Source organism: Brachybacterium halotolerans, from assembly GCF_016623465.1.
Taxonomy (GTDB): Bacteria; Actinomycetota; Actinomycetes; order Actinomycetales; family Dermabacteraceae; genus Brachybacterium; species Brachybacterium halotolerans.
Genome location: NZ_JAEDAJ010000013.1, coordinates 38322 through 56821 on the forward strand (window position 1 = coordinate 38322; position 18500 = coordinate 56821).

Annotated in this window: 15 protein-coding genes; 9 read left to right on the top strand and 6 right to left on the bottom strand. The window is 70.8% G+C overall.

Translation table 11 applies throughout. The features are described 5' to 3' along the window. The first annotated feature begins 54 nt into the window (after positions 1-54). Positions 55-690 carry a hypothetical protein gene (locus I8D64_RS15295; protein WP_200503658.1) on the top strand — a complete coding sequence of 212 codons (636 nt, stop codon included), beginning with the start codon at positions 55-57 and terminating at the stop codon, positions 688-690. Positions 691-726: 36 nt separating this feature from the next. Here I8D64_RS15295 and I8D64_RS15300 read toward each other — a convergent pair whose 3' ends face one another. Next, entirely contained in the window at positions 727-1380 is a 654-nt protein-coding gene (locus I8D64_RS15300; protein WP_200503659.1) for a biliverdin-producing heme oxygenase, read from the bottom strand. A 292-nt stretch (positions 1381-1672) separates the two neighbouring features. Between I8D64_RS15300 and I8D64_RS15305 the strand changes: the two genes are divergently transcribed. The 6 genes from I8D64_RS15305 (at position 1673) to I8D64_RS15330 (ending at position 11407) form a co-directional block, all read left to right on the top strand. After that, positions 1673-2833: a heme/hemin ABC transporter substrate-binding protein gene (locus tag I8D64_RS15305; RefSeq protein WP_343068605.1), complete on the top strand. Its 1161-nt coding sequence runs from the start codon at positions 1673-1675 to the stop codon at positions 2831-2833. Positions 2834-2934: 101 nt separating this feature from the next. Beyond that, a complete protein-coding gene (locus I8D64_RS15310) occupies positions 2935-3981 on the top strand; it encodes a FecCD family ABC transporter permease (protein WP_200503660.1) in 1047 nt (348 codons plus the stop codon). Beyond that, positions 3978-4862 (top strand): heme ABC transporter ATP-binding protein, encoded by an 885-nt coding sequence (locus I8D64_RS15315; RefSeq protein ID WP_200503661.1) that lies wholly within the window; start codon positions 3978-3980, stop codon positions 4860-4862. Before I8D64_RS15310 ends, I8D64_RS15315 begins: the two co-directional genes overlap by 4 nt. After that, on the top strand, positions 4859-8782 hold the full coding sequence (locus tag I8D64_RS15320) for an HtaA domain-containing protein (protein WP_200503662.1): 3924 nt from the start codon (positions 4859-4861) through the stop codon (positions 8780-8782). The genes I8D64_RS15315 and I8D64_RS15320 overlap by 4 nt, the downstream gene beginning before the upstream one ends. 133 nt (positions 8783-8915) lie before the next feature. Beyond that, on the top strand, positions 8916-10352 hold the full coding sequence (locus I8D64_RS15325) for an HtaA domain-containing protein (RefSeq protein ID WP_200503663.1): 1437 nt from the start codon (positions 8916-8918) through the stop codon (positions 10350-10352). 86 nt (positions 10353-10438) lie between these two features. Continuing rightward, a complete protein-coding gene (locus tag I8D64_RS15330; protein ID WP_200503664.1) occupies positions 10439-11407 on the top strand; it encodes a WxL protein peptidoglycan domain-containing protein in 969 nt (322 codons plus the stop codon). Positions 11408-11438: 31 nt separating this feature from the next. Here the strand turns inward: I8D64_RS15330 and I8D64_RS15335 are convergent, their stop codons facing one another. Both I8D64_RS15335 and I8D64_RS15340 read right to left on the bottom strand, forming a co-directional pair. Next, positions 11439-12548, bottom strand: coding sequence for a GuaB3 family IMP dehydrogenase-related protein (locus I8D64_RS15335; RefSeq protein ID WP_200503665.1), 1110 nt, complete (start codon positions 12546-12548; stop codon positions 11439-11441). A 25-nt stretch (positions 12549-12573) separates the two neighbouring features. Next, on the bottom strand, positions 12574-13281 hold the full coding sequence (locus I8D64_RS15340; protein ID WP_200503666.1) for an exonuclease domain-containing protein: 708 nt from the start codon (positions 13279-13281) through the stop codon (positions 12574-12576). 150 nt (positions 13282-13431) lie between these two features. Between I8D64_RS15340 and I8D64_RS15345 the strand changes: the two genes are divergently transcribed. After that, positions 13432-13857 (top strand): VOC family protein, encoded by a 426-nt coding sequence (locus tag I8D64_RS15345; RefSeq protein WP_200503667.1) that lies wholly within the window; start codon positions 13432-13434, stop codon positions 13855-13857. 16 nt (positions 13858-13873) lie between these two features. Here I8D64_RS15345 and guaB read toward each other — a convergent pair whose 3' ends face one another. From guaB to I8D64_RS15360, 3 genes are all read right to left on the bottom strand, one after another. Next, positions 13874-15373: an IMP dehydrogenase gene (gene guaB, locus I8D64_RS15350; protein WP_200503668.1), complete on the bottom strand. Its 1500-nt coding sequence runs from the start codon at positions 15371-15373 to the stop codon at positions 13874-13876. A gap of 107 nt (positions 15374-15480) precedes the next feature. Then, positions 15481-16653 (bottom strand): ABC-2 transporter permease, encoded by a 1173-nt coding sequence (locus I8D64_RS15355; RefSeq protein WP_200503669.1) that lies wholly within the window; start codon positions 16651-16653, stop codon positions 15481-15483. Continuing rightward, entirely contained in the window at positions 16650-17813 is a 1164-nt protein-coding gene (locus I8D64_RS15360; RefSeq protein ID WP_200503670.1) for an ABC transporter permease, read from the bottom strand. The genes I8D64_RS15355 and I8D64_RS15360 overlap by 4 nt, the downstream gene beginning before the upstream one ends. A gap of 76 nt (positions 17814-17889) precedes the next feature. Here I8D64_RS15360 and I8D64_RS15365 point away from each other — a divergent pair, with 76 nt between their 5' ends. Beyond that, positions 17890-18498, top strand: a complete 609-nt coding sequence (locus I8D64_RS15365) for a TetR/AcrR family transcriptional regulator (RefSeq protein ID WP_200503671.1) — start codon at positions 17890-17892, stop codon at positions 18496-18498. Positions 18499-18500: the final 2 nt, after the last annotated feature.

Sequence of the window (18500 nt, forward strand, 5' to 3'; positions counted from 1 at the left end):
CTCCTTCTCCCCTCCCGTCCCTCCCTCCCCTCCTCACCTCCTGAAAGGGTCACCATGACCGTCCCGCCCCCTGCCTACGGCCCCTCGAGCTCGTACCCCTCCGAGCCCGCCTACCAGGCGCCCCCGAAGAAGCGCGGGCTGAAGCGCATCATCTTCGGCGCGCTCGGCATCGTCGCGAACCTCATCGGGCTGGTCGTGATGCCGATCATCGCGCTGGGCATCGTGGCGGTCGTCGTCGTGGCGAACGCGGATGCCACCTCGCTCGGGTCCGAGAGCGGGAGCGTCAAGGCGTCCGGCATGTCCATGTACTACGTGTACGTGCCCACCGAGGAGGCCGACGGGGCCACGTGCTCGGTGTCCGGCGGCGACACCTCCATGGACAGCACCTCGGGCGAAGGGATGACGGCCACCGTCGACGGCGCCTCGTACACCGCCGTGGGCACGTTCAACGTCTCGGGCGACCAGACCGTGCAGGTCTCCTGCGAGGGCGCGAGCGACGTGGCCGTCGCGGACGTCGGGATGACCGGCGTCCTGATCGCCGCGGGCGTCGGCTTCGGCATCCCGATCCTGCTCGGCATCATCGCTCTGATCCTGCTCATCTGGGGCATCGTCGCGCGCGTGCGCTCCTCCCGGCAGATCCGCGAGCACATGCAGCAGCACCAGCAGTTCCAGGGCTACCCGCAGTACTGATCCGGCCGACGGGACCGCGCCGTCGGCCGACGGGGATCAGCGCGGGTCGAGCGCCGCGAACAGGGCGCCGGCGAGCCCGTAGCCCGCGCGTGCCTCGGCGAGGAACTCCTCCTGCACGGCGGCATCGGTGATGTCGTCCAGGCGCGCGCGGTAGGCGTCCTTGACGCACTTGGGCGCGTCGATCTCCGAGAAGTCCCACATGGTCAGCTGCTCGCGCGGCACGGCGTAGTGCCGCGCGACGAGTGCCCCGATGGCCTGCCCGCCCGAGAGGTCGCCGAGGTAGCGCAGGTAGTGGTGCGCGAGCAGCGCGGGCACGGAGGCGCTGCGGATCCGCTCGGCATAGGCGGTGGTCGCAGGCAGCGGCGCGGTGAGGGAGACGCCGTCGACCACGGGGGCGGCGGTGCCGAAGCGCGCGGCGAGATCCCCGCGGGTCGCCTCGGCGCGGGCGAGCCGCGGGTCGTGGAAGGACGCGGCGAGCGCGGAGCGCGCGGCGGCCGTCTCGATCGCCTCCTCGAGCGCGACATAGAGCGGGAGGTACTGGCCCAGCAGGCGCCAGTAGTCGAGCTCCCCCAGCTCACCGCCCATGAGCGCGGTGATGAAGCCCTTGCTCTCGGCGTCCGAGTGCTCGGCGCGCGTGGCGTCGCGCAGACGCCGGGCGAAGGGTGCGGCGGGGGTGTCCAGAGCGGTCATCGTCGTCTCCCGGGGTGAGTGCTGGGGTCTCCGCGCCACTTTTTCTGACGCAGTGTCGCGTCAAGTGGACCATGCCGACGGCGTCCGCACAAGGGTCGCCTTACCTTTCCCTCGCGTGGCGCCCACCACGTCCTGACACAGTGGCGGAAAACCGCTTCATGGGATAGGTTTGCCTCACCTTGCCACTTTTCGCAAGGACTGTCTTGCGTTTTCCCTCCCGCATCTTCGCCTCATCCCCCTGCGCTCGGATCCACCCGCGCACCCCCACTTCTCACCTCACAGGAGAGGTCTCGTGCCGCCGTCCTCCTCGTCCTCCTCACTCACCTCACCGTTCCCCCGTCGCCGCCTGGGCTCCCTCGCCCTCGGCGCACTCGGCATCTCTCTCGCCGTCCCCGCCGTCTCCGGCTGCTCGCAGCTGGGCAGCGCCGCGACGAAGGACGCCGCGGCCTCCGGGACCTTCGCCGAGGCGAAGGTCCTCGACAACCCCTCGTCCTACGAGGGTCCGAGCACCGCGGACCTCGGCGAAGCGGGAGTCCGCCCCGTCGCGACCTCCCCCACACCCTCGCTCCCGGTCACGATGAAGGACTCCCAGGGCACGAAGGTCACGATCGAGGACACCTCCCGGATCCTCGCCATCGATCTCTACGGCAGCACCTCGCGGATCGTCTACGACCTGGGCCTCGGCGACAGCGTCGTGGGACGCGACGTCTCCTCGGGCTTCGACGAGATCAAGGACAAGCCTCAGGTCACGCAGAACGGCCACGAGCTGAACGCCGAGGCGATCCTCGCTCTGGACCCCTCGCTCATCATCACCGACAGCTCGCTGGGCCCCTGGGACGTGATCTTGCAGATGCGCGATGCGGGCGTGCCCGTGGTGGTCGTCGACTCGAAGCGCTCGATCGACACCACCCCGGACCTGATCCGCCAGGTCGCGGAGGCAGTCGGCCTGCCGGAGGAGGGCGAGAAGCTCGCCAGCCGCACGAAGCAGGAGATCGAGGACACGATCGCGAGCATCGACGGCCACAGGCCCGACGCCGAGCCGCTGCGGATGCTGTTCTTCTACGCACGCGGCACGAGCGGCGTCTACTACATCTTCGGCGAAGGGTCAGGGGCCGACGACCTCATCAACGGCGTGGGCGGGGTGGATGTCGCGAAGGAGATCGGCTGGGAGGGCATGAAGCCCATGACCGACGAGGCCATCATCGACGCGAAACCGGACCTGCTGCTCATGATGACCAAGGGGCTGGAATCCCGCGGCGGCGTCGACGGCCTGCTCGACTCCAAGCCGGCGATCGCGCTCACGCCGGCCGGGCAGAAGCACCGCATCGTCGACATGGCCGATACCGACATCCTCAGCTTCGGACCGGCGACCGCCGGTGTCCTCGACGCGCTCGCGACCGCGATCTACGCGCCGACACCCTCCGACGGAGCCTCGGCGCAGGGCGCGGCATGACCGCCCCGCTGCGCCTCGCCCCGTCCCCCGCCCATCCATCCTCGGCCACCCCGGCGCGCGCGCCGGAATCTGTCGGACCTGCGGATGCCTCCGCGCCGTCGATGCGGGACCATCGCGCCCGCCGCGCGCCCTGGCTGTTCACCCTCGCCGCCGTGCTCCTCGCCCTCGGCGTGCTCTGGGCGGGCGCGAGCGGCCAATTCCCGATCTCCCCCGCCCAGGTGCTCGATGCGATCTGGCGCGGGGCGACCGGCACGGCCACCTCCGGCGACCAGACCCGTCTGGCGGACGCGACCCTATGGAACGTGCGCTTCCCGCGTGTGGTGATGGCGCTGCTGGTCGGATCCGCTCTGGCCGTCGGCGGCGCCCTCATGCAGGGGGTCTTCGGCAACCCGCTCGCCGAACCGGGCATCGTGGGCGTCTCCTCGGGCGCGGCCGCGGCCGCCTGCATCGTCATCGTCCTCGGTCTGACGGTGCTCGGGTCCTGGACGCTCGTGGCCGGCGCCTTCGTGGGCGGGCTCGCCGCGACTGCCGTCGTCTACTCGACCGCTCGCCAGGGCGGGCGGACCGAGGTCGTGACCCTGGTGCTCACAGGGATCGCCGTCAACGCCGTCGCCGGCGCGATCATCGCGCTGATGACCTTCCTGGGCACGAACGCGACGCGCGAGCAGATCGTGTTCTGGCAGCTCGGAAGCCTCAACGGCTCCCGATGGGTGCACGTGGCCGTCGCCGCGCCGATCGTCGTGGTGTGCCTCGCGCTCACGGCCCTCGTCGCCCGGCCGATGGACCTTCTGAGCCTCGGCGAGAAGCCCGCGCGACATCTGGGTGTGGACGTCGAGCGCCTCCGGATCGGGGTGATCGTCATGGTCGCGATCCTCACCTCGGCCGCCGTCGCCTTCACGGGGATCATCGCCTTCGTCGGCCTCGTCGTGCCCCACGTGATCCGGATGATCACCGGCCCCGGGCACCGGATCCTGCTCCCGGCCAGCGCACTCTGCGGAGCCGTGCTGCTGCTGTACGCCGACACCATCGCGCGCACCGCCGTCGCCTACGCAGACCTCCCCATCGGCCTGCTGACCTCGCTGATCGGCGGCCCCTTTTTCTTCTACCTGATCCGACGCACGCGCCGCGGCGCAGGAGGCTGGTCATGAGCGCAGCGCAGGACGACCGCCGGAACCCGGTCACCCTCGCCTGCGAGGACGTGCACGTGGAGCTGGGAGGCACCGAGATCCTGCGCGGCATCGACCTCACCCTGCGCAGTGGCGAGGTGACGGTGCTGGTGGGCCCCAACGGCGCGGGCAAATCGACGCTCTTCGCCGTGCTCGCCGGCGATCTCGCGCCACGCACGGGGCGCGTGCGGATCGCCGCCGACGCCGACGGCCGGCTCGAGGACGTCTCGAGCATCCGCCCGCTGCTGCTCGCCCGCATGCGCGCCGTGCAGATGCAGGACAGCCGTCTCTCCTTCGCGTTCACCGCCCGCGCGAGCGTCGAGATGGGGCGCGCACCGTGGGTCGGGACCGACGAGGAGGAGCGGGACGACGCGGTCGTCGAGAGCGCGATGCGCGCGAGCGAGACGCTCGCCCTCGCCGGACAGCAGGTCCCCGTGCTCTCGGGCGGCGAGCGCGCCCGCGTCGCCTTCGCACGGGCCCTCGCCCAGGAGACGGGGATCTTGCTCCTGGACGAGCCCACGGCCGCGCTCGACATCCGCCACCAGGAGCGCGTGATCGCGACCGCTAGGGAGCGCGCAGCCCAGGGCGCGACGGTCCTCGTGATCGTCCACGACCTGTCCCTCGCCGGCGCCTACGCGGACCGCATCGTGCTGCTCTCCGACGGCCTGGTCGTCGCCGACGGCTCCCCCGCCGAGGTCCTCGACGCGGCTCTGCTCAGCAGTGTCTACGACTATCCGGTCACCGTGCTCAACGCACCGGGCACGGACGAGAGGCTCGTCGTGCCCCTGCGAGGGCGAGCCCCCGCATCCCCCGCACCATCTCTCGACACCCCTTCGAGCACGCCTCTGGAGGCGAACGCATGAGCGCCACCCGGCCCTCCCCCACCGACCCGGCGTCGGCCGTGTCATCATGTGCCCGGCCCTCGGTGCGCACGTCCCTCGTGGCCCTCGTCGCCGCCATGGTCGCGGCCCTGTGCACGGTGACGGCGCCTCCGGCTGCCGCCGCCGGGAAGGTCTCGATCAGCTCCTCGCTGGGCGGTGCCACCGCATCGTCCGACGCCCCCACCGAGGTGAAGCTCTCGGGCAGCGGCTTCCAGTCGATCCAGGGCGGCTTCGGCGGCATCTACGTCCTGTTCGGTTCGGTGGACTCCGGCTGGCGCCCGAGTCAGGGCGGGGAGACCGGCGTCGACTACCGCTATGTGCCCGACTCCGAGACGAAGGACAACAAGGGCTACGAGAAGTTCGTGTCCTTCCCCGGGTCCGAGACACAGGATGCGGCGAACGGCGGTCTGATCGCGAAGAACGGCACCTGGAGCACGAGCCTCGTGATTCCCGGCCCGGTCTTCGACAGCGTGGACCGCGACGGCAAGGTCACCCGCGTGGACTGCCGGAAGACCACGTGCGGCATCATCACGATCGGCGCCCACGGCGTGAAGAACGCGAACAACGAGTCCTTCACGCCGATCTCCTTCACGAGCGGCTCCAGCGGCGCGGCGGGCTCCTCCGGATCGAAGTCCTCGTCGGCCGACGGGTCCACGAGCTCATCCGGGTCGGCCCAGGCTTCGGGCGAGGGCAAGAGCGACACGAACGATTCGGCAGGCTCCGCGCGGTCCGATTCCGGTACTGCTGGCGGTTCCGGGTCTGCCGACGAGGCCGGCGCGGGGTCCGGCTCGACGGCCGATGGCACCTCCGACGATGCGTCCGACGAGCCAGGCGCCGCCGCGGACGATGACGCGGACTCCGCGGAGCAGGGCTCTGGAGAGGAGGACAAGGCGTCTTCGGGCGACAGCGCCGAGGACCAAGCCGCCGCGATCAAGGCGCTCGGGGAGGCGAGCATCGGGATCGTCGACAAGGAGGTCACCCAGGGCGGCGCGCTGAGCTTCACCGCCAAGGGCTTCCTGCCGGACGAACAGGTCGCGGGGACCCTCGACACCGGGACCAGCGGCGCGGGCCCCTATCAGGTGGGCCAGTACGGGGACCTCGCGGGCTCCGTGCCGATCCCCGGCGATCTGCGTCAGGGCACCCACGTCCTCACCCTCACGGGCGCCGCGTCAGAGCAGACCGCACGCGTGACCTTCACTGTGCTGCCCGCCTCCGATGCACTCGGCACTGCGGGGACGCAGGACGAGTCGCAGCCCCTCACGGCCTGGGACATCGTCATGATCATCGCCCTGATCCTGCTCGGCGTCGCCGTGCTGGTGCTCCTGGTCGCGCTGGTGACGACGCTCGCCCGCAGGTCCGCCGCCCGTCGAGCGCGGAAGAAGGCCGAGAAGACGCAGGCCGAGGCGGCACAGCCCGCACAGCCGTCTGCGCATCCTGTCTTCCCCGATGCGACCCCGCCCGAGGCCGAGGGCTGGCAGCCGGTCGACGAGCGCGCGGATCGCTCGCGCGGACGCCACGGCGCAACCCTCGCGCTCGCGCTCATCGCGCTCGCCGCCTCGGAGATGCTGATGCCGATCGGCGGCCAGCAGGCGCAGGCCGCGGATCACAGGGATGACCAGGTCGACGTCGACGTGACGGTTCCCGAGACAACTCCCGGGGACGCGACGACTCCAGGGACGAGCTCCGGGGACGTGGAGAACGCCCAACTCTCCTGGTCGATCAACGCGGAGTCCGGCGGCGGCGCCTACTTCGGCGGCTGCAACTTCCTGGTCGCCGGGAACGTCGGCGACCTGAAGTCCAGCCACGTCTGGACCGCCGACGAGGCCACGAACGTCTACAAGACCACCGATGGCGACCTCACCGTCACCAAGCCGAACTCCGCCGGCAAGCAGGTCGCTCCGACCTGGGCCGACAAGTGCAAGGACGCCGACGGCGCCACCGTCAACACCTCCGAGACCTCCTCGACCCACAACCAGCTGAACTTCGCGAAGGGTACCGGCAGCTACGACGCAGCGAAGAACACGGCTGACGTGCAGTGGAAGGGCACGGCGACCGTCGTCTACTACGGCGGCATGACCTACTGGACGCTCTCCGATCCCCATCTCGTGGTGAAGAACGGGAAGGCGACGCTCACGGCGACCGCGGGCGGTTACGGCGCGGACATGTACGACGCCACCAAGTGGGTCAAGCTCAAGAGCACCACGATCACCCTCGCCAGCTTCAAGGACGCGAAGGTGGGGAAGGACGGCTTCACCGCCACACCGGAGTACAAGGGCGTGAAGGTCTCGACAGACGGAGGAATGAGCCCGCAGGACACCACGAAGAAGGACTGGGGCTCCTTCCCCCAGGACTTCGTGGACTTCCAGATCCAGACCGGCCAGTCCTCCTACTGGTACACCTCCGGCGGTCAGGTCGACTCGCGCAAGGTGGCCGATCCCGTGACCGTGAGCTGGGATGCGAAGAACCCTGTGGATCCCGGCGACGGCAGCGGCTCCGGGTCGGGGAGCGGGTCCGGGTCGGGAAGCGGCAGCGGGTCGGGTGAGGGTTCGGGCAGCGGCTCGGGGACCGGGAGCAGCGGCGATTCCGGTGACGCGGACGACTCCGGCCGTACGTCGAACACGACAGGTTCGCGCACTCTGAAGAACGCGCAGCTGCGCTGGGGCATCAACCAGGAGTCGACATCGGCCGCCTTCTTCGGGGGATGCAACTTCCTGGTCGCAGGCACCGTCCCCAACATGGGCTCGAGCCACGTCTGGTCGGACGCCGACAGGAAGAAGGCCTACAGGACCAGCGCCGGCCAGGTGAGCCTGGACCGCAAGGGGACGAAGCCCTCCTGGTCGCAGCGCTGCGCGACCTCGAGCGGCGGGACGCTCAGCACCACCGACACGATCGGCACGGGCACCGAGATCGTCATCGACGGCGGCACCGGCACCTACGACCCGAAGAAGAAGACGGCCACGGTGCAGTGGAAGGGCTCCTTCTCCGTCGTCTTCTACGGCGGCATGACGTACTGGTCCGCGAAGAACCCGAAGCTGACGGTGGACGGGGACGGCACCGGGACCCTCACCGCGACCGTCAGCGGATACGGGGCGGACATGTACGACACCTCGAAGTGGGTGCCGCTGAAGAGCCGCACGGTGAAGCTCGCGACGCTCTCGGGCGTGAAGCTCTCCGACACGGGATTCTCCGTGACCCCCGACTACTCGCATGTGGGCGTGGACGCGAAGGGCGGCATGAATCCGCAGAAGAAGGACTCCTCCTACTGGGGAGCCTTCCCGCAGGACTTCATCGACTTCCAGATCGACACCGGCCAGTCCTCCTACTGGTACAGCTCGGGCGGTCTGCGCGACCGCGCGAAGCCGCCGCGCCCGCTCACGGTGAGCTGGGACGCGAGCAGCCCGCAGAAGGCCAGCACGTCCGAAGGCCCCGGCACGGCGGGCACCGCGCAGGGCGGCGCCGTGAGCACCGACGACGGCCTGGGCGGCGGCCCGGTCACGGTGTCCTCCGACGGGACGGTGTCCGCTGACGGCTCGGGGCTCGCTGGGGCATCGGGCACGGATTCGGGCGCCCGCGCAGGCGCTGGCGGCTCCACGGCGTTCGGCAACTCCCCGGCGAGCGCCCTCCCCCTCGCCGCGGCGAGGAATGCGACCGCGGCCCATGCGCTCACCCCCTCGCAGCTCGCGGCGGAGCAGAGCGGCGGCGACTCCTCGCTGATGAGCCCCACCTGGGGCGGCACCGCACTCATCCCGGCCGCGGTCGACACGGCCTTCGGAACTCCGCTCCGCGCCGCCGGGACGCTCTCGATCCTGGCTCTGACCAGCGGCGGCCTCGTGCTCTCGCTCAGAAAGGGCTGGCTGGTCCTGCCCTCCTGGAAGGCGGCGGCCACAGCATCCAGCACCTGATCCCGAAGACCCCCGCCGCAGCCGGGGCGGTGCCGACCAGGTCCGCGACGCTGTGACATGCCCGGCCGACGACCGTCGGCCCCCATCCCTCGCCCGAGCATTCGGGGCACCACTCCACACGAAGGACAGCATGATGAACACACTCCTCCCCCTGCGGCGCTCCGTCGCCGCACTGTCCGGGGCGCTGATCGCCTCGGCGGGGGCCTTCGCCCTCTTCGCACCGAGCGCGAGCGCCGCCGAGAAGGTCGACGACGCCTCGCTCTCCTGGTCGATCAACGCGGAGTCCGGCGGCGGCGCCTACTTCGGCGGCTGCAACTTCCTGGTCGCCGGGAACGTCGGCGACCTGAAGTCCAGCCACGTCTGGACCGCCGATGAGGCCGCGAGCGTCTATAAGACCACCGCGGGTGACGTCAGCATCACCAAGCCGAACTCCGCCGGCAAGCAGGTCGCTCCGACCTGGGCCGACAAGTGCAAGGACGCCGATGGCGCCACCGTGAACACCTCGGCGAGCTCCTCTACCCACAACCAGCTGAACTTCGCGAAGGGCACCGGCAGCGTGGACGCGGCCAAGGGCACGGCGGACATCACCTGGAAGGGCGAGGCGAGCGTCGTCTACTACGGCGGCATGACCTACTGGACCCTCTCCGATCCGCACCTGAGCATCGACGCTGACGGCACCGGGACCCTCACCGCGACCGGTGGCGGCTACGGCGCCGACATGAACGACACCACCAAGTGGGTCAAGCTCAAGGACACCCAGATCACCCTGGCCACCTTCAAGGACGCGAAGATGGGCGAGGACGGCTTCACCGCCACCCCCGAGTACAAGGGCGTGAAGGTCGACACCGACGGCGGGATGAGCCCGCAGAACACCACCGCGGACGGCTGGGGCAGTTTCCCCCAGGACTTCGTCGACTTCCAGATCCAGACCGGGCAGTCCTCCTACTGGTACAGCTCCGGCGGGCAGGCCGACGTCCGGAAGACAGCTGACCCGATCGCTCTGAGCTGGAGCGCTCCCGAGGAGGATCCGTCGACCGGCGACGAGGGGGAGAAGACCGGCGACGTCGATGTCGATGTGGACGTCCCGACGCCCGAGGATCCCACCGACCCGACGGACCCCACGGATCCGACCGACCCGGCGGACCCTAAGCCTGAGTTCAAGGTCACCCTGAGCGGCGACTCCGCGACCCTGGGCACCGCCAAGGAGAACAATGCCGGCTTCTCGGCCAGCGGCACCCTGCCCACCGTGACCGTGAAGGACACCCGGACGGAGTCCAGCGCCTTCCACGTGAACGCGGTCGCCTCGGACTTCACGGGCGACGCGGGCAGCTTCTCTGGCAAGGCTCTGGGATGGGAACCGAAGGGCACGGGCACCATCACGGATGCGACCGTCGGAGCGAAGGTCGAGGCCAACAACCCGGGCCTGGGCACCTCACAGACGCTCATCTCCGCGAAGGACGGTCACAAGACCGGCACCGCTGAGGTGAAGGCCGCTCTCACGCTGCAGGCGCCCGCGGGCACCGCAGCGGGCTCCTACAGCTCGACGATCACGATCACCACGATCCACTGATGATCAGGCGGCGGGCGCTCTGCGCCTCAGACGCCCGCCGCCCTCTCGACTCCCCTGCTCGCTCCGCTTCCGATCGAGGCCGCCCCATGTCCCGCCCCGCGCCCGTCCGCCGCAGCCTCGCCGCCCGCGCGCTGCACACGTTCCTGCACCTGTTCGCCGTCGCCGCGCTCGTGCTGATCGCACCGCTCGCCGCGCACGCCGACGACGTCACCCTCTCGATCGACGCCGGGCCCGTCCCGAAGGGCAGCGGCCGCGGTGAACAGCTCGCCTGGGCCCTGGAGCCCGGCGCGACCGTCGAGGACTCGGTCGTGATCACGAACTTCGACGACAGCTCCCTGCAGCTCGACGTCGCCGCCAAGGACGGGGTGACGACCTCGAGCGGCCTGCTCGACCTCGCTCCCCCCGAGACCGCGGACACCGGCATCGGCTCCTGGGTCCATCTGGAGAAGGACCACGTGGACATCCCTGCGGGAGGAAGCGCCACGGTGCCCTTCACCCTGAAGGTCCCGAAGGACGCCGCACCCGGCGACTACTCCGGAGGGATCGCCGCCATCCTCGGCACCGAGGGCTCAGCCGTGAGTGTGCAGAACCGCGTCGCGACGCGGCTGGACGTGCGCGTCGCGGGGGACGTGACGGTTTCGCACACGGTCTCCGACCTCCACGTCGACATGCCCTCGACCTGGCACCCGCTCTCGCCGTCCACGGCGACGGTGCACTACACGCTCACGAACACGGGAAACGCGCGCATCTACGTGCAGGAGTCCGTGACGGCCGCGGGGCCCCTGGGCATCGGAGCCCTGCGCACAGACGCGACGCTCGACGAGATCCTGCCGGGTGCGAGCGTGGATCGCACCGCGACGGTGGACGCGCGGGCACTCGTGTGGAACCGCGTCACCGTGGACACGACGGCCTTCGGCGTCGACGAGACCCCCGGCACCAGTGCGCAGCTGCACGCAGACACGTTCGCGGCCCCGTGGACGCAGCTCATCGTCGCCCTCGTGCTCGTCGCCCTCGCGATCGTCCTGGGCCTGAAGCTCGGCTCCCGACGGCGCTGATGCTGCGGACGCCTGCGGGACCCCGCCGGTGTCAGCGGGTCGTGACGACCTCGATGCGCTGGAACTCCTTGAGCTCCGTGTAGCCGGTGGTCGCCATCGCGTGGCGCAGAGCGCCCACGAGATTCGTGGTGCCCTCGGCGCTCAGGCCCGGGCCGAAGAGGATCTGGTCCAGCGGGGCGACGGTGCTGACCTCCACGCGGTGACCGCGCGGCAGCGTCGGGTGATGGGCCTCGCTCCCCCAGTGGTAGCCGCGGCCGGGGGCCTCCTCGGCGCGCGCGAGGGCCGCGCCGACCATCAGGCCGTCGGCCCCGCAGGCGATCGCCTTGACGAGGTCGCCGCTGCGGCCCAGACCGCCGTCGGCGATGACGTGCACGTAGCGGCCGCCGGACTCGTCCATGTAGTCGCGTCGCGCGGCGGCCACGTCGGCCACGGCGGTCGCGAGCGGGACCTGGATGCCCAGGGTCTCGCGGGTGGTGTGGGAGGCGCCGCCGCCGAAGCCGACCAGCACGCCCGCGGCGCCCGTGCGCATGAGGTGCAGGGCCGCGGTGTAGGTCGCGCAGCCGCCCACGATCACGGGGACGTCGAGCTCGTAGATGAACCGCTTGAGGTTCAGCGGCTCCCGCCCCGAGGAGACGTGCTCCGCCGAGACGGTCGTGCCGCGGATGAAGAACAGGTCCACGCCCGCGTCGACGACGGTGCGCCAGTGCTCCTGCGTGCGCTGCGGCGAGAGGGAGCCCGCGGCGGTCACCCCGGCCTCGCGCAGCTGGCGGATGCGCTCGGTGATCAGCTCGGGCTTGATCGGCTCCTCGTACGCCTCGCGGAGCACGCCGACGACCTCGTCCTCGGTCGCCGAGGTGATGCGGTCCAGCTGGGGCGTCGGGTCCTCGTAGCGGGTCCACAGGCCCTCGAGGTCGAGCACGCCCAGACCCCCGGCGCGTCCCAGGGCGATCGCGACCTCTGGGGAGACGACCGAGTCCATGGGGGCCGAGAAGATCGGGATGTCGAAGTGGTAGGCGTCCACCTGCCAGGCGGTGGAGACGTCCTCGGGGTCCCGGGTGCGCCGGGAGGGCACCACCGCGACGTCGTCGAAGCTGTATCCGCGGCGTCCCCGCTTGTTCCGGCCGATCTCGATCTCGCTCATCACCATGACAGTCTACCGGGGCTCCTCACAGCGGCCAGCTCAGCGGCACGTCGGGCGTCTTGCCCTTCTTCTGCAGGAACTCGTTGAAGTTCTTCGCCCAGTCCAGGTGCCAGGCGATCTGCTGCTGGTGCAGCTCGGCGAGACTCGTCCCCTCCAGCTGCGGGAAGGCGGAGACCTGGGCGCGCAGCACGTCGAGCGTGCCGGAGACGTCGACGTCGGCGGTGTGCAGCCTCCCGTCGGTGACCACGCCGTAGTGCTCCATGAGGGCGCTCAGGGTGCGCTTGCCCTTGCGGAAGCGGTCCACGCCGCGGTCGATGACCAGCGGGTCGAGCATCGGGGCGACGTCGTGCCCGAGGCGCTCAGCCAGGGTGGGCAGCCCCAGACGGCGCAGCTCGTTCTCGAGGATCTGGAGGTCGAAGCTGCCGTTGAAGGCGACGAGCGGGACGTCCTTCGCGAGCGCCTCGGCCAGCATGCTCGCGACCTCGTCGAGCGCGGGCGCGGGCTGCATGCCGTGCTCGCGGGCGTGCTCGGTGGAGATGCCGTGCACCTTCCGGGCGGGCTCGGGGATCTCGACGCCCGGGTCGATCAGCCAGGTCGCGATCGTCTCGTTCTCGCGCCCCGGACCGGCGGAATGGACGAGGGCCGCGGTGACGATGCGGTCCTGCGCGACGTCGGTCCCGGTGGTCTCGGTGTCGAAGCCCAGCAGCGGGGCCTGCGTCCAGGAGGTGCTCATGGCGTCAACCCTATGCGCGGTCCCCGACGTCCGAGACCGCGCCGTGGGCACTGTGGACGACGGGGGTGTGGGGAGGACGCGCGTGTGGGGAGGACCGGCGTGGGGAGGACCGGTGTGGGAGGACGGCCTCGGGGCGTAGGGTCGGTGCGCATGAACGCTCCTGCGCCGTACCTGCACTTCCCCGGCACCGCCCGCGAGGCCCTGGAGTTCTACCAGGGGGTCTTCGGCGGCGAGCTCAGCGCGCACACGGCCGCCGAGATGGGCCGCGAGGACCTGCCGGGCGACGCCGTCGCCCACGCGCAGCTGCGCGGCCCGGTCACGCTGTACGCCTCGGACTCCGTGGGCGACGCCCCGCTGCGGCTCGAGGGCCTCATGCTCGCCCTGCTGGGCGCCGCGGACCCCACGACCCTGCGCACGTGGTTCGCCCATCTCGCGGCCGACGGGGAGGTCGTCGAGGATCTGCAGCGTCGCCCCTGGGGAGCGTCCGACGGGCAGGTCCGGGATCGTTTCGGCGTGCTCTGGCTGATCGGTTACGAGCACAGCGGCGACACCGACCCCGCCGCCCGGGCGGAGTAGCGCTCGCGGCGAGCGCTCAGTGCGCCGAGTAGTTCGGCGCCTCCATGATCGCGGCCATGTCGTGGGGGTGGGACTCCTTGAGTCCCGCCGGGGTGATGCGCACGAACTGGCCGCTCTCCTTGAGCTCGCCCACGGTGTTCGCGCCCACGTAGAACATGGACTGGTGCAGGCCGCCCGCGAGGTGGTGCAGCACGGTGCCGAGCTTGCCGCGGTAGGAGACGCGCCCCTCGATGCCCTCGGGGACGATCTTGTCGTCGCTCTCGACGTCGGCCTGGAAGTAGCGGTCCTTCGAGAAGGACTTCTTGCCGCGCGAGGCCATCGCGCCGAGCGACCCCATACCGCGGTAGGACTTGAACTGCTTCCCGCCCACCAGCACGATCTCGCCCGGGGACTCCTCGGTGCCCGCGAGCAGCGAGCCCAGCATGACGGTGTCCGCGCCCGCGACGAGCGCCTTGGCGATGTCGCCCGAGTACTGGAGGCCGCCGTCGCCGATCAGCGGGACGCCCGCGGGCTTCGTGGCCTTGGAGGCCTCGTGGATGGCGGTCACCTGCGGGACGCCGACGCCCGCGACCACGCGCGTGGTGCAGATGGAGCCGGGCCCGACGCCGACCTTGACCGCGTCGGCCCCCGCGTCGACGAGCGCCTGCGCGCCCGGGCGGGTGGCGACGTTGCCGCCGATGACCTGCACGCCGGCGAAGGCCTTGTCGCTCTTGATGCGACGGATCATCTCGAGGGCGAGGCGCGCGTGGCCGTTCGCGGTGTCGACGACGAGCACGTCGACCCCCGCCTCGGTCAGCGCGCCCGCGCGCTCCAGGGAGTCGCCGAAGAAGCCGACGCCCGCACCGACCAGCAGGCGGCCCTGGGCGTCCTTCGAGGCGTCGGGGAACTGCTCGGACTTCACGAAGTCCTTGACGGTGATGAGGCCGGTCAGGCGGCCGTCGGCGTCGACGAGCGGGAGGCGCTCGCGCTTGTTGCGGCGCAGCCGCGCGGTCGCCTCCTCCTGGGAGACGTCGCTGGGAGCGGTGAACAGCTCGGTGGTCATCACGTCGCGCACCCGGGTGCTCGCCCAGTCGGCGACGGGGATGAAGCGCAGGTCGCGGTTGGTGCAGATGCCCAGCAGGCGCTCGTCGGCGTCGACCACGGGGAGGCCGGAGACGCGGTACTGGCCGCAGATCTCGTCGAACTGCTCGAGCGTCGCGTCGGGGCCGATGGTGACCGGGTTGGAGATGCGGCCGGTCTGGGTGCGCTTGACGAGGTCGACCTGATGGGCCTGGTCCTCGATGGAGAGGTTGCGGTGGAGGATGCCGATGCCGCCGTGGCGGGCCATCGCGATCGCCATCCGCGACTCGGTGACGGTGTCCATGGCCGCGCTCGCGAGCGGCACGCGCAGGGTGATCTCGCGGGTGAGCCGGCTCGAGGTGTCCACCTCGGAGGGGATCACATCCGTCTCACCCGGCAGCAGCAGGACGTCGTCATAGGTCAGGCCGACAAAACCGAAGGGGTCCGCACTCGTCATGCACCGATGCTACTTGGCACGCCGGGGGCACCGGCAGAGCGCTGGGACGTGGGACGGGCCACGCCCGGCGCCCTGCCGATGCGGTGCGGCTGGGCCGCGCTGTCCGCTCAGGCCGCCGCGGCGCCGACCGCGAGCGCGGTGCTCGTCTCCTCCTGCTCGGTGAGCATGGCGAAGAGGTGCCGACGCTTCTGCCGGAGGGTCCCCAGTGCCGCGAGCAGAACGCCGCCGACCATCCAGGCGAGCAGCACGAGCACCGGCACCGTAAGGGAGGCGTCGTCGAAGTAGAGCGCGTCGCGCACGCCCGAGATCCCCTGGGCGGAGAACACCCACGTGTGCATGCCCCGGTAGAAGCCGCCGATCATGTCCAGAGGCGCTGCGACCCCGGAGCTCGACATGCCCAGCAGGGGGATCAGCAGGATCGCGATCGGCATCGCCGCGGGCCCCAAGCTGAGCATGAGCCCGCTGGTCACGGCGCAGGCCGTGAGGCTCAGCAGGAAGAGCATCACCCAGGGCATGATCGCGACGCCGCTGAAGATCCCGAAGACCGCCCAGCCGTAGACGATCATCCCGGTGGCGAACACCGCGGGCATCACGACCCCCAGGGCCAGGCGGGCCTTCGAGCCCGTCGGCATGAGGCTCAGGATGATTCCCGTCATGAAGCCTCCCAGGATCGTTCCGAGCGAGAGGTACAGGGCTGCCGTGCCCGACGGGTCGTGGTCCTCGAGCGGGACGACGTCGCGCTCCGTCGGCTTCTGGTCCTGCTGCTGGGCGACCTTCTCGAAGAAGCTCGTGACGGCCCCGGTGACCTGTCGCCCGTTCGCCCCGGCGTAGTAGACGACGCCCTTCTCCGGGTCGTAGGCCCCGCGCAGGTCGTGCTCGGCGATCTGCGTATTCGCCTCATCGATCGAGGTCACGCGCGTGACGTCGAAGGAGTTCCCGGAGGAGTCCTGGAGGTCGGCGACGAGGTCGTCGGCCTCTGAGGCGGAGCCGATCACCGCGACGTCCATGTGCCGCGGCGAGCTGTGCGTGGTCATGCCGGTCATGACCATCGGCATCACGAAGAGCATGAACAGCGGGAGGAGCATGCCGACCGTGAGCATGCGACGCGTCGTGAGCTTCCGATCGACCGGCGGGCCGGGCTTCTTCGTCGGGTCGCTCATCGCGCCGATGGCCGAGGCGGCCGGCGCGGAGGAGAGCCGCTCCAGCAGTGTGCCGCGCGGGGGCGTGCGCTCCTGGGCGCGGTCGTCCGGCTGCGCCTCGTTCGTGCCTGTCTCGTTCATGCCAGTCCCTCCTCGGGGGCGCGATGGCGCGGCGCCTGGGGCGCGCGCTCGGGATCGTCCGACGGGGTCGAGGTCGGGCTCGACTCGGCCCGCTCCCCCGCCTCGTCGTACGCGGTGAACATGCCGCCCTCCGGATGCGCGCGCAGGTGCTCGCGCTCCTCGGTGACGACGCTCGTGGCCGGATCGGCCGACGGCGAGCGCAGGGTGCTCAGCCAGACCAGGCCCGCTCCCACGAGAAGCCAGGTGACCAGGAGAAGCACCCAGGTGCCGATGCCGTGGGCGTCGAAGTAGAGCACCCGGCGCAGCAGCTCGCCTCCCGCGCCCGAGGGCAGCAGGCGATGCAGCACGCGGAAGAACCCGGGGAGCATGTCGGGCGTGGCGGCGACTCCCGAGGCGGGCACCCCGAGGATCACGAAGAGGGTGATCCCGACGAGTGTCGACGCCTGACCGAGCAGACCCGCGAAGCCCAGTTGGACGACGGAGGCGGTGAGGAACAGGGAGCCGCCGATCAGCGCGGCGCCGACGAGGTGGTGGTCGTAGACGCCGTAGAAGCCGAAGCAGACGCCTGCGGTGAGCACACCGGCGACCACGGACATGAGCAGCTGCACGGCGAGCTTCACGGGCAGACGGACGCCGCGGGCGAGGCTCGTGAGCATGGTGGCGGTGACATAGCCGGCGACGAGGCACGCGGTGAGCATGTACATGAAGCCGGTGCCGGTGGAGTCGGCGGCGGTGGTCCCACGCAGGTCCTTGACGTGCAGGGTCTGGTCGGTCTTCTGGGCGACCTCGTCGAAGATGCTCTGCGCCGCGCTCGTGGCCTGGGCGCCGCCGGCGGAGGCGACGTAGAGGCTGCCGTTCGAGGGGTCGTAGGCGGCGCGGGCCTCGAGGTCGGTGACGGCGTTCTTCGCCGCGGCCGTGTCGGCCACGGTGGTGACGTCGACGGCGTCCCCTCCCTCGGCCTGCAGCTGCTGGGCGATCTGCGGAGCGTCCTTCGTGCTCTCGACGACGGCGAGCTGCATGTGGTCGGGAGCGGGCTCGAGCATCGCCGAGAGGTACGAGCCGGGGTAGGCGAAGGCCATGAAGACCGGGAAGAGCATCGCCATGAGGATCATGGGCAGCGGGACGCGTCGAGCGGAGCCCGCGAGTGATGGCATGGACATGAGGGCGATTTTTTACAGTCGTCGCTCTGCTTGACAACTGTAAGTGAATGTCCTCACGCGCTGATAGCCTGGGGAGATGGACAGCAGCGAGGGGCCCGCACGCACGGGCAGCGGTGAGGCGGGCCGTGCCGTCGAGGATGCGCGCGTGCTGCGCTCGCGGACCGCCGTGAAGGACGCCTTCGAGGAGCTCTCGCGCGAGCAGGGCCTCGAGACGATCTCGATCTCTCAGCTGTGCAAGGCCGCGGGCATCTCGCGGCCCACCTTCTACCAGCACTTCGCGGACATCGACGACGTCTATGCCTCCGTGGTGCGCGACCGCCTCGAGTCGGGTGAGCAGAGATTCCTGCAGGAGGCCCCCGATGAGGACCCGCTCGAGCACATCCTCGAGCGCCTGAGGCAGGGCGAGATCGAGGCGTCGCCCGCGCTCGATGCACGCGAGGCGCTCCCCCGCGCGCGCTCCGTCGTCTTCGACTGGCTGTGCGAGCGCGTGACCCGGAGCGTGTTCGGCGCCGAGCCCGTCGACCTCGATCCCGGCCAGCGCCGCCGGATCGAGTTCGCCGTCGGCGGGCTGATGGCCGTGCTGGGCACGCGGTATCTCCGCGCCGACGGGGCCATGGAGTCCCCCGAGGAGGCCGCCGTCGTGCGCGAGGCCATGGGCGCGGTGCTGGGCCCGCTGCGGCCCTGAGC

Excerpts from the sequence above, each read along its gene's own strand:
- I8D64_RS15320 (WP_200503662.1), top strand. The coding sequence starts at position 4,859 with ATGAGCGCCACCCGGCCCTCCCCCACCGACCCGGCGTCGGCCGTGTCA.
- I8D64_RS15330 (WP_200503664.1), top strand. The coding sequence starts at position 10,439 with ATGTCCCGCCCCGCGCCCGTCCGCCGCAGCCTCGCCGCCCGCGCGCTG.
- I8D64_RS15335 (WP_200503665.1), bottom strand. The coding sequence starts at position 12,548 with ATGAGCGAGATCGAGATCGGCCGGAACAAGCGGGGACGCCGCGGATAC.
- guaB (WP_200503668.1), bottom strand. The coding sequence starts at position 15,373 with ATGACGAGTGCGGACCCCTTCGGTTTTGTCGGCCTGACCTATGACGAC.
- I8D64_RS15325 (WP_200503663.1), top strand. The coding sequence starts at position 8,916 with ATGAACACACTCCTCCCCCTGCGGCGCTCCGTCGCCGCACTGTCCGGG.
- I8D64_RS15345 (WP_200503667.1), top strand. The coding sequence starts at position 13,432 with ATGAACGCTCCTGCGCCGTACCTGCACTTCCCCGGCACCGCCCGCGAG.
- I8D64_RS15295 (WP_200503658.1), top strand. The coding sequence starts at position 55 with ATGACCGTCCCGCCCCCTGCCTACGGCCCCTCGAGCTCGTACCCCTCC.
- I8D64_RS15355 (WP_200503669.1), bottom strand. The coding sequence starts at position 16,653 with ATGAACGAGACAGGCACGAACGAGGCGCAGCCGGACGACCGCGCCCAG.
- I8D64_RS15315 (WP_200503661.1), top strand. The coding sequence starts at position 3,978 with ATGAGCGCAGCGCAGGACGACCGCCGGAACCCGGTCACCCTCGCCTGC.
- I8D64_RS15340 (WP_200503666.1), bottom strand. The coding sequence starts at position 13,281 with ATGAGCACCTCCTGGACGCAGGCCCCGCTGCTGGGCTTCGACACCGAG.
- I8D64_RS15360 (WP_200503670.1), bottom strand. The coding sequence starts at position 17,813 with ATGTCCATGCCATCACTCGCGGGCTCCGCTCGACGCGTCCCGCTGCCC.
- I8D64_RS15310 (WP_200503660.1), top strand. The coding sequence starts at position 2,935 with ATGCGGGACCATCGCGCCCGCCGCGCGCCCTGGCTGTTCACCCTCGCC.
- I8D64_RS15365 (WP_200503671.1), top strand. The coding sequence starts at position 17,890 with ATGGACAGCAGCGAGGGGCCCGCACGCACGGGCAGCGGTGAGGCGGGC.
- I8D64_RS15300 (WP_200503659.1), bottom strand. The coding sequence starts at position 1,380 with ATGACCGCTCTGGACACCCCCGCCGCACCCTTCGCCCGGCGTCTGCGC.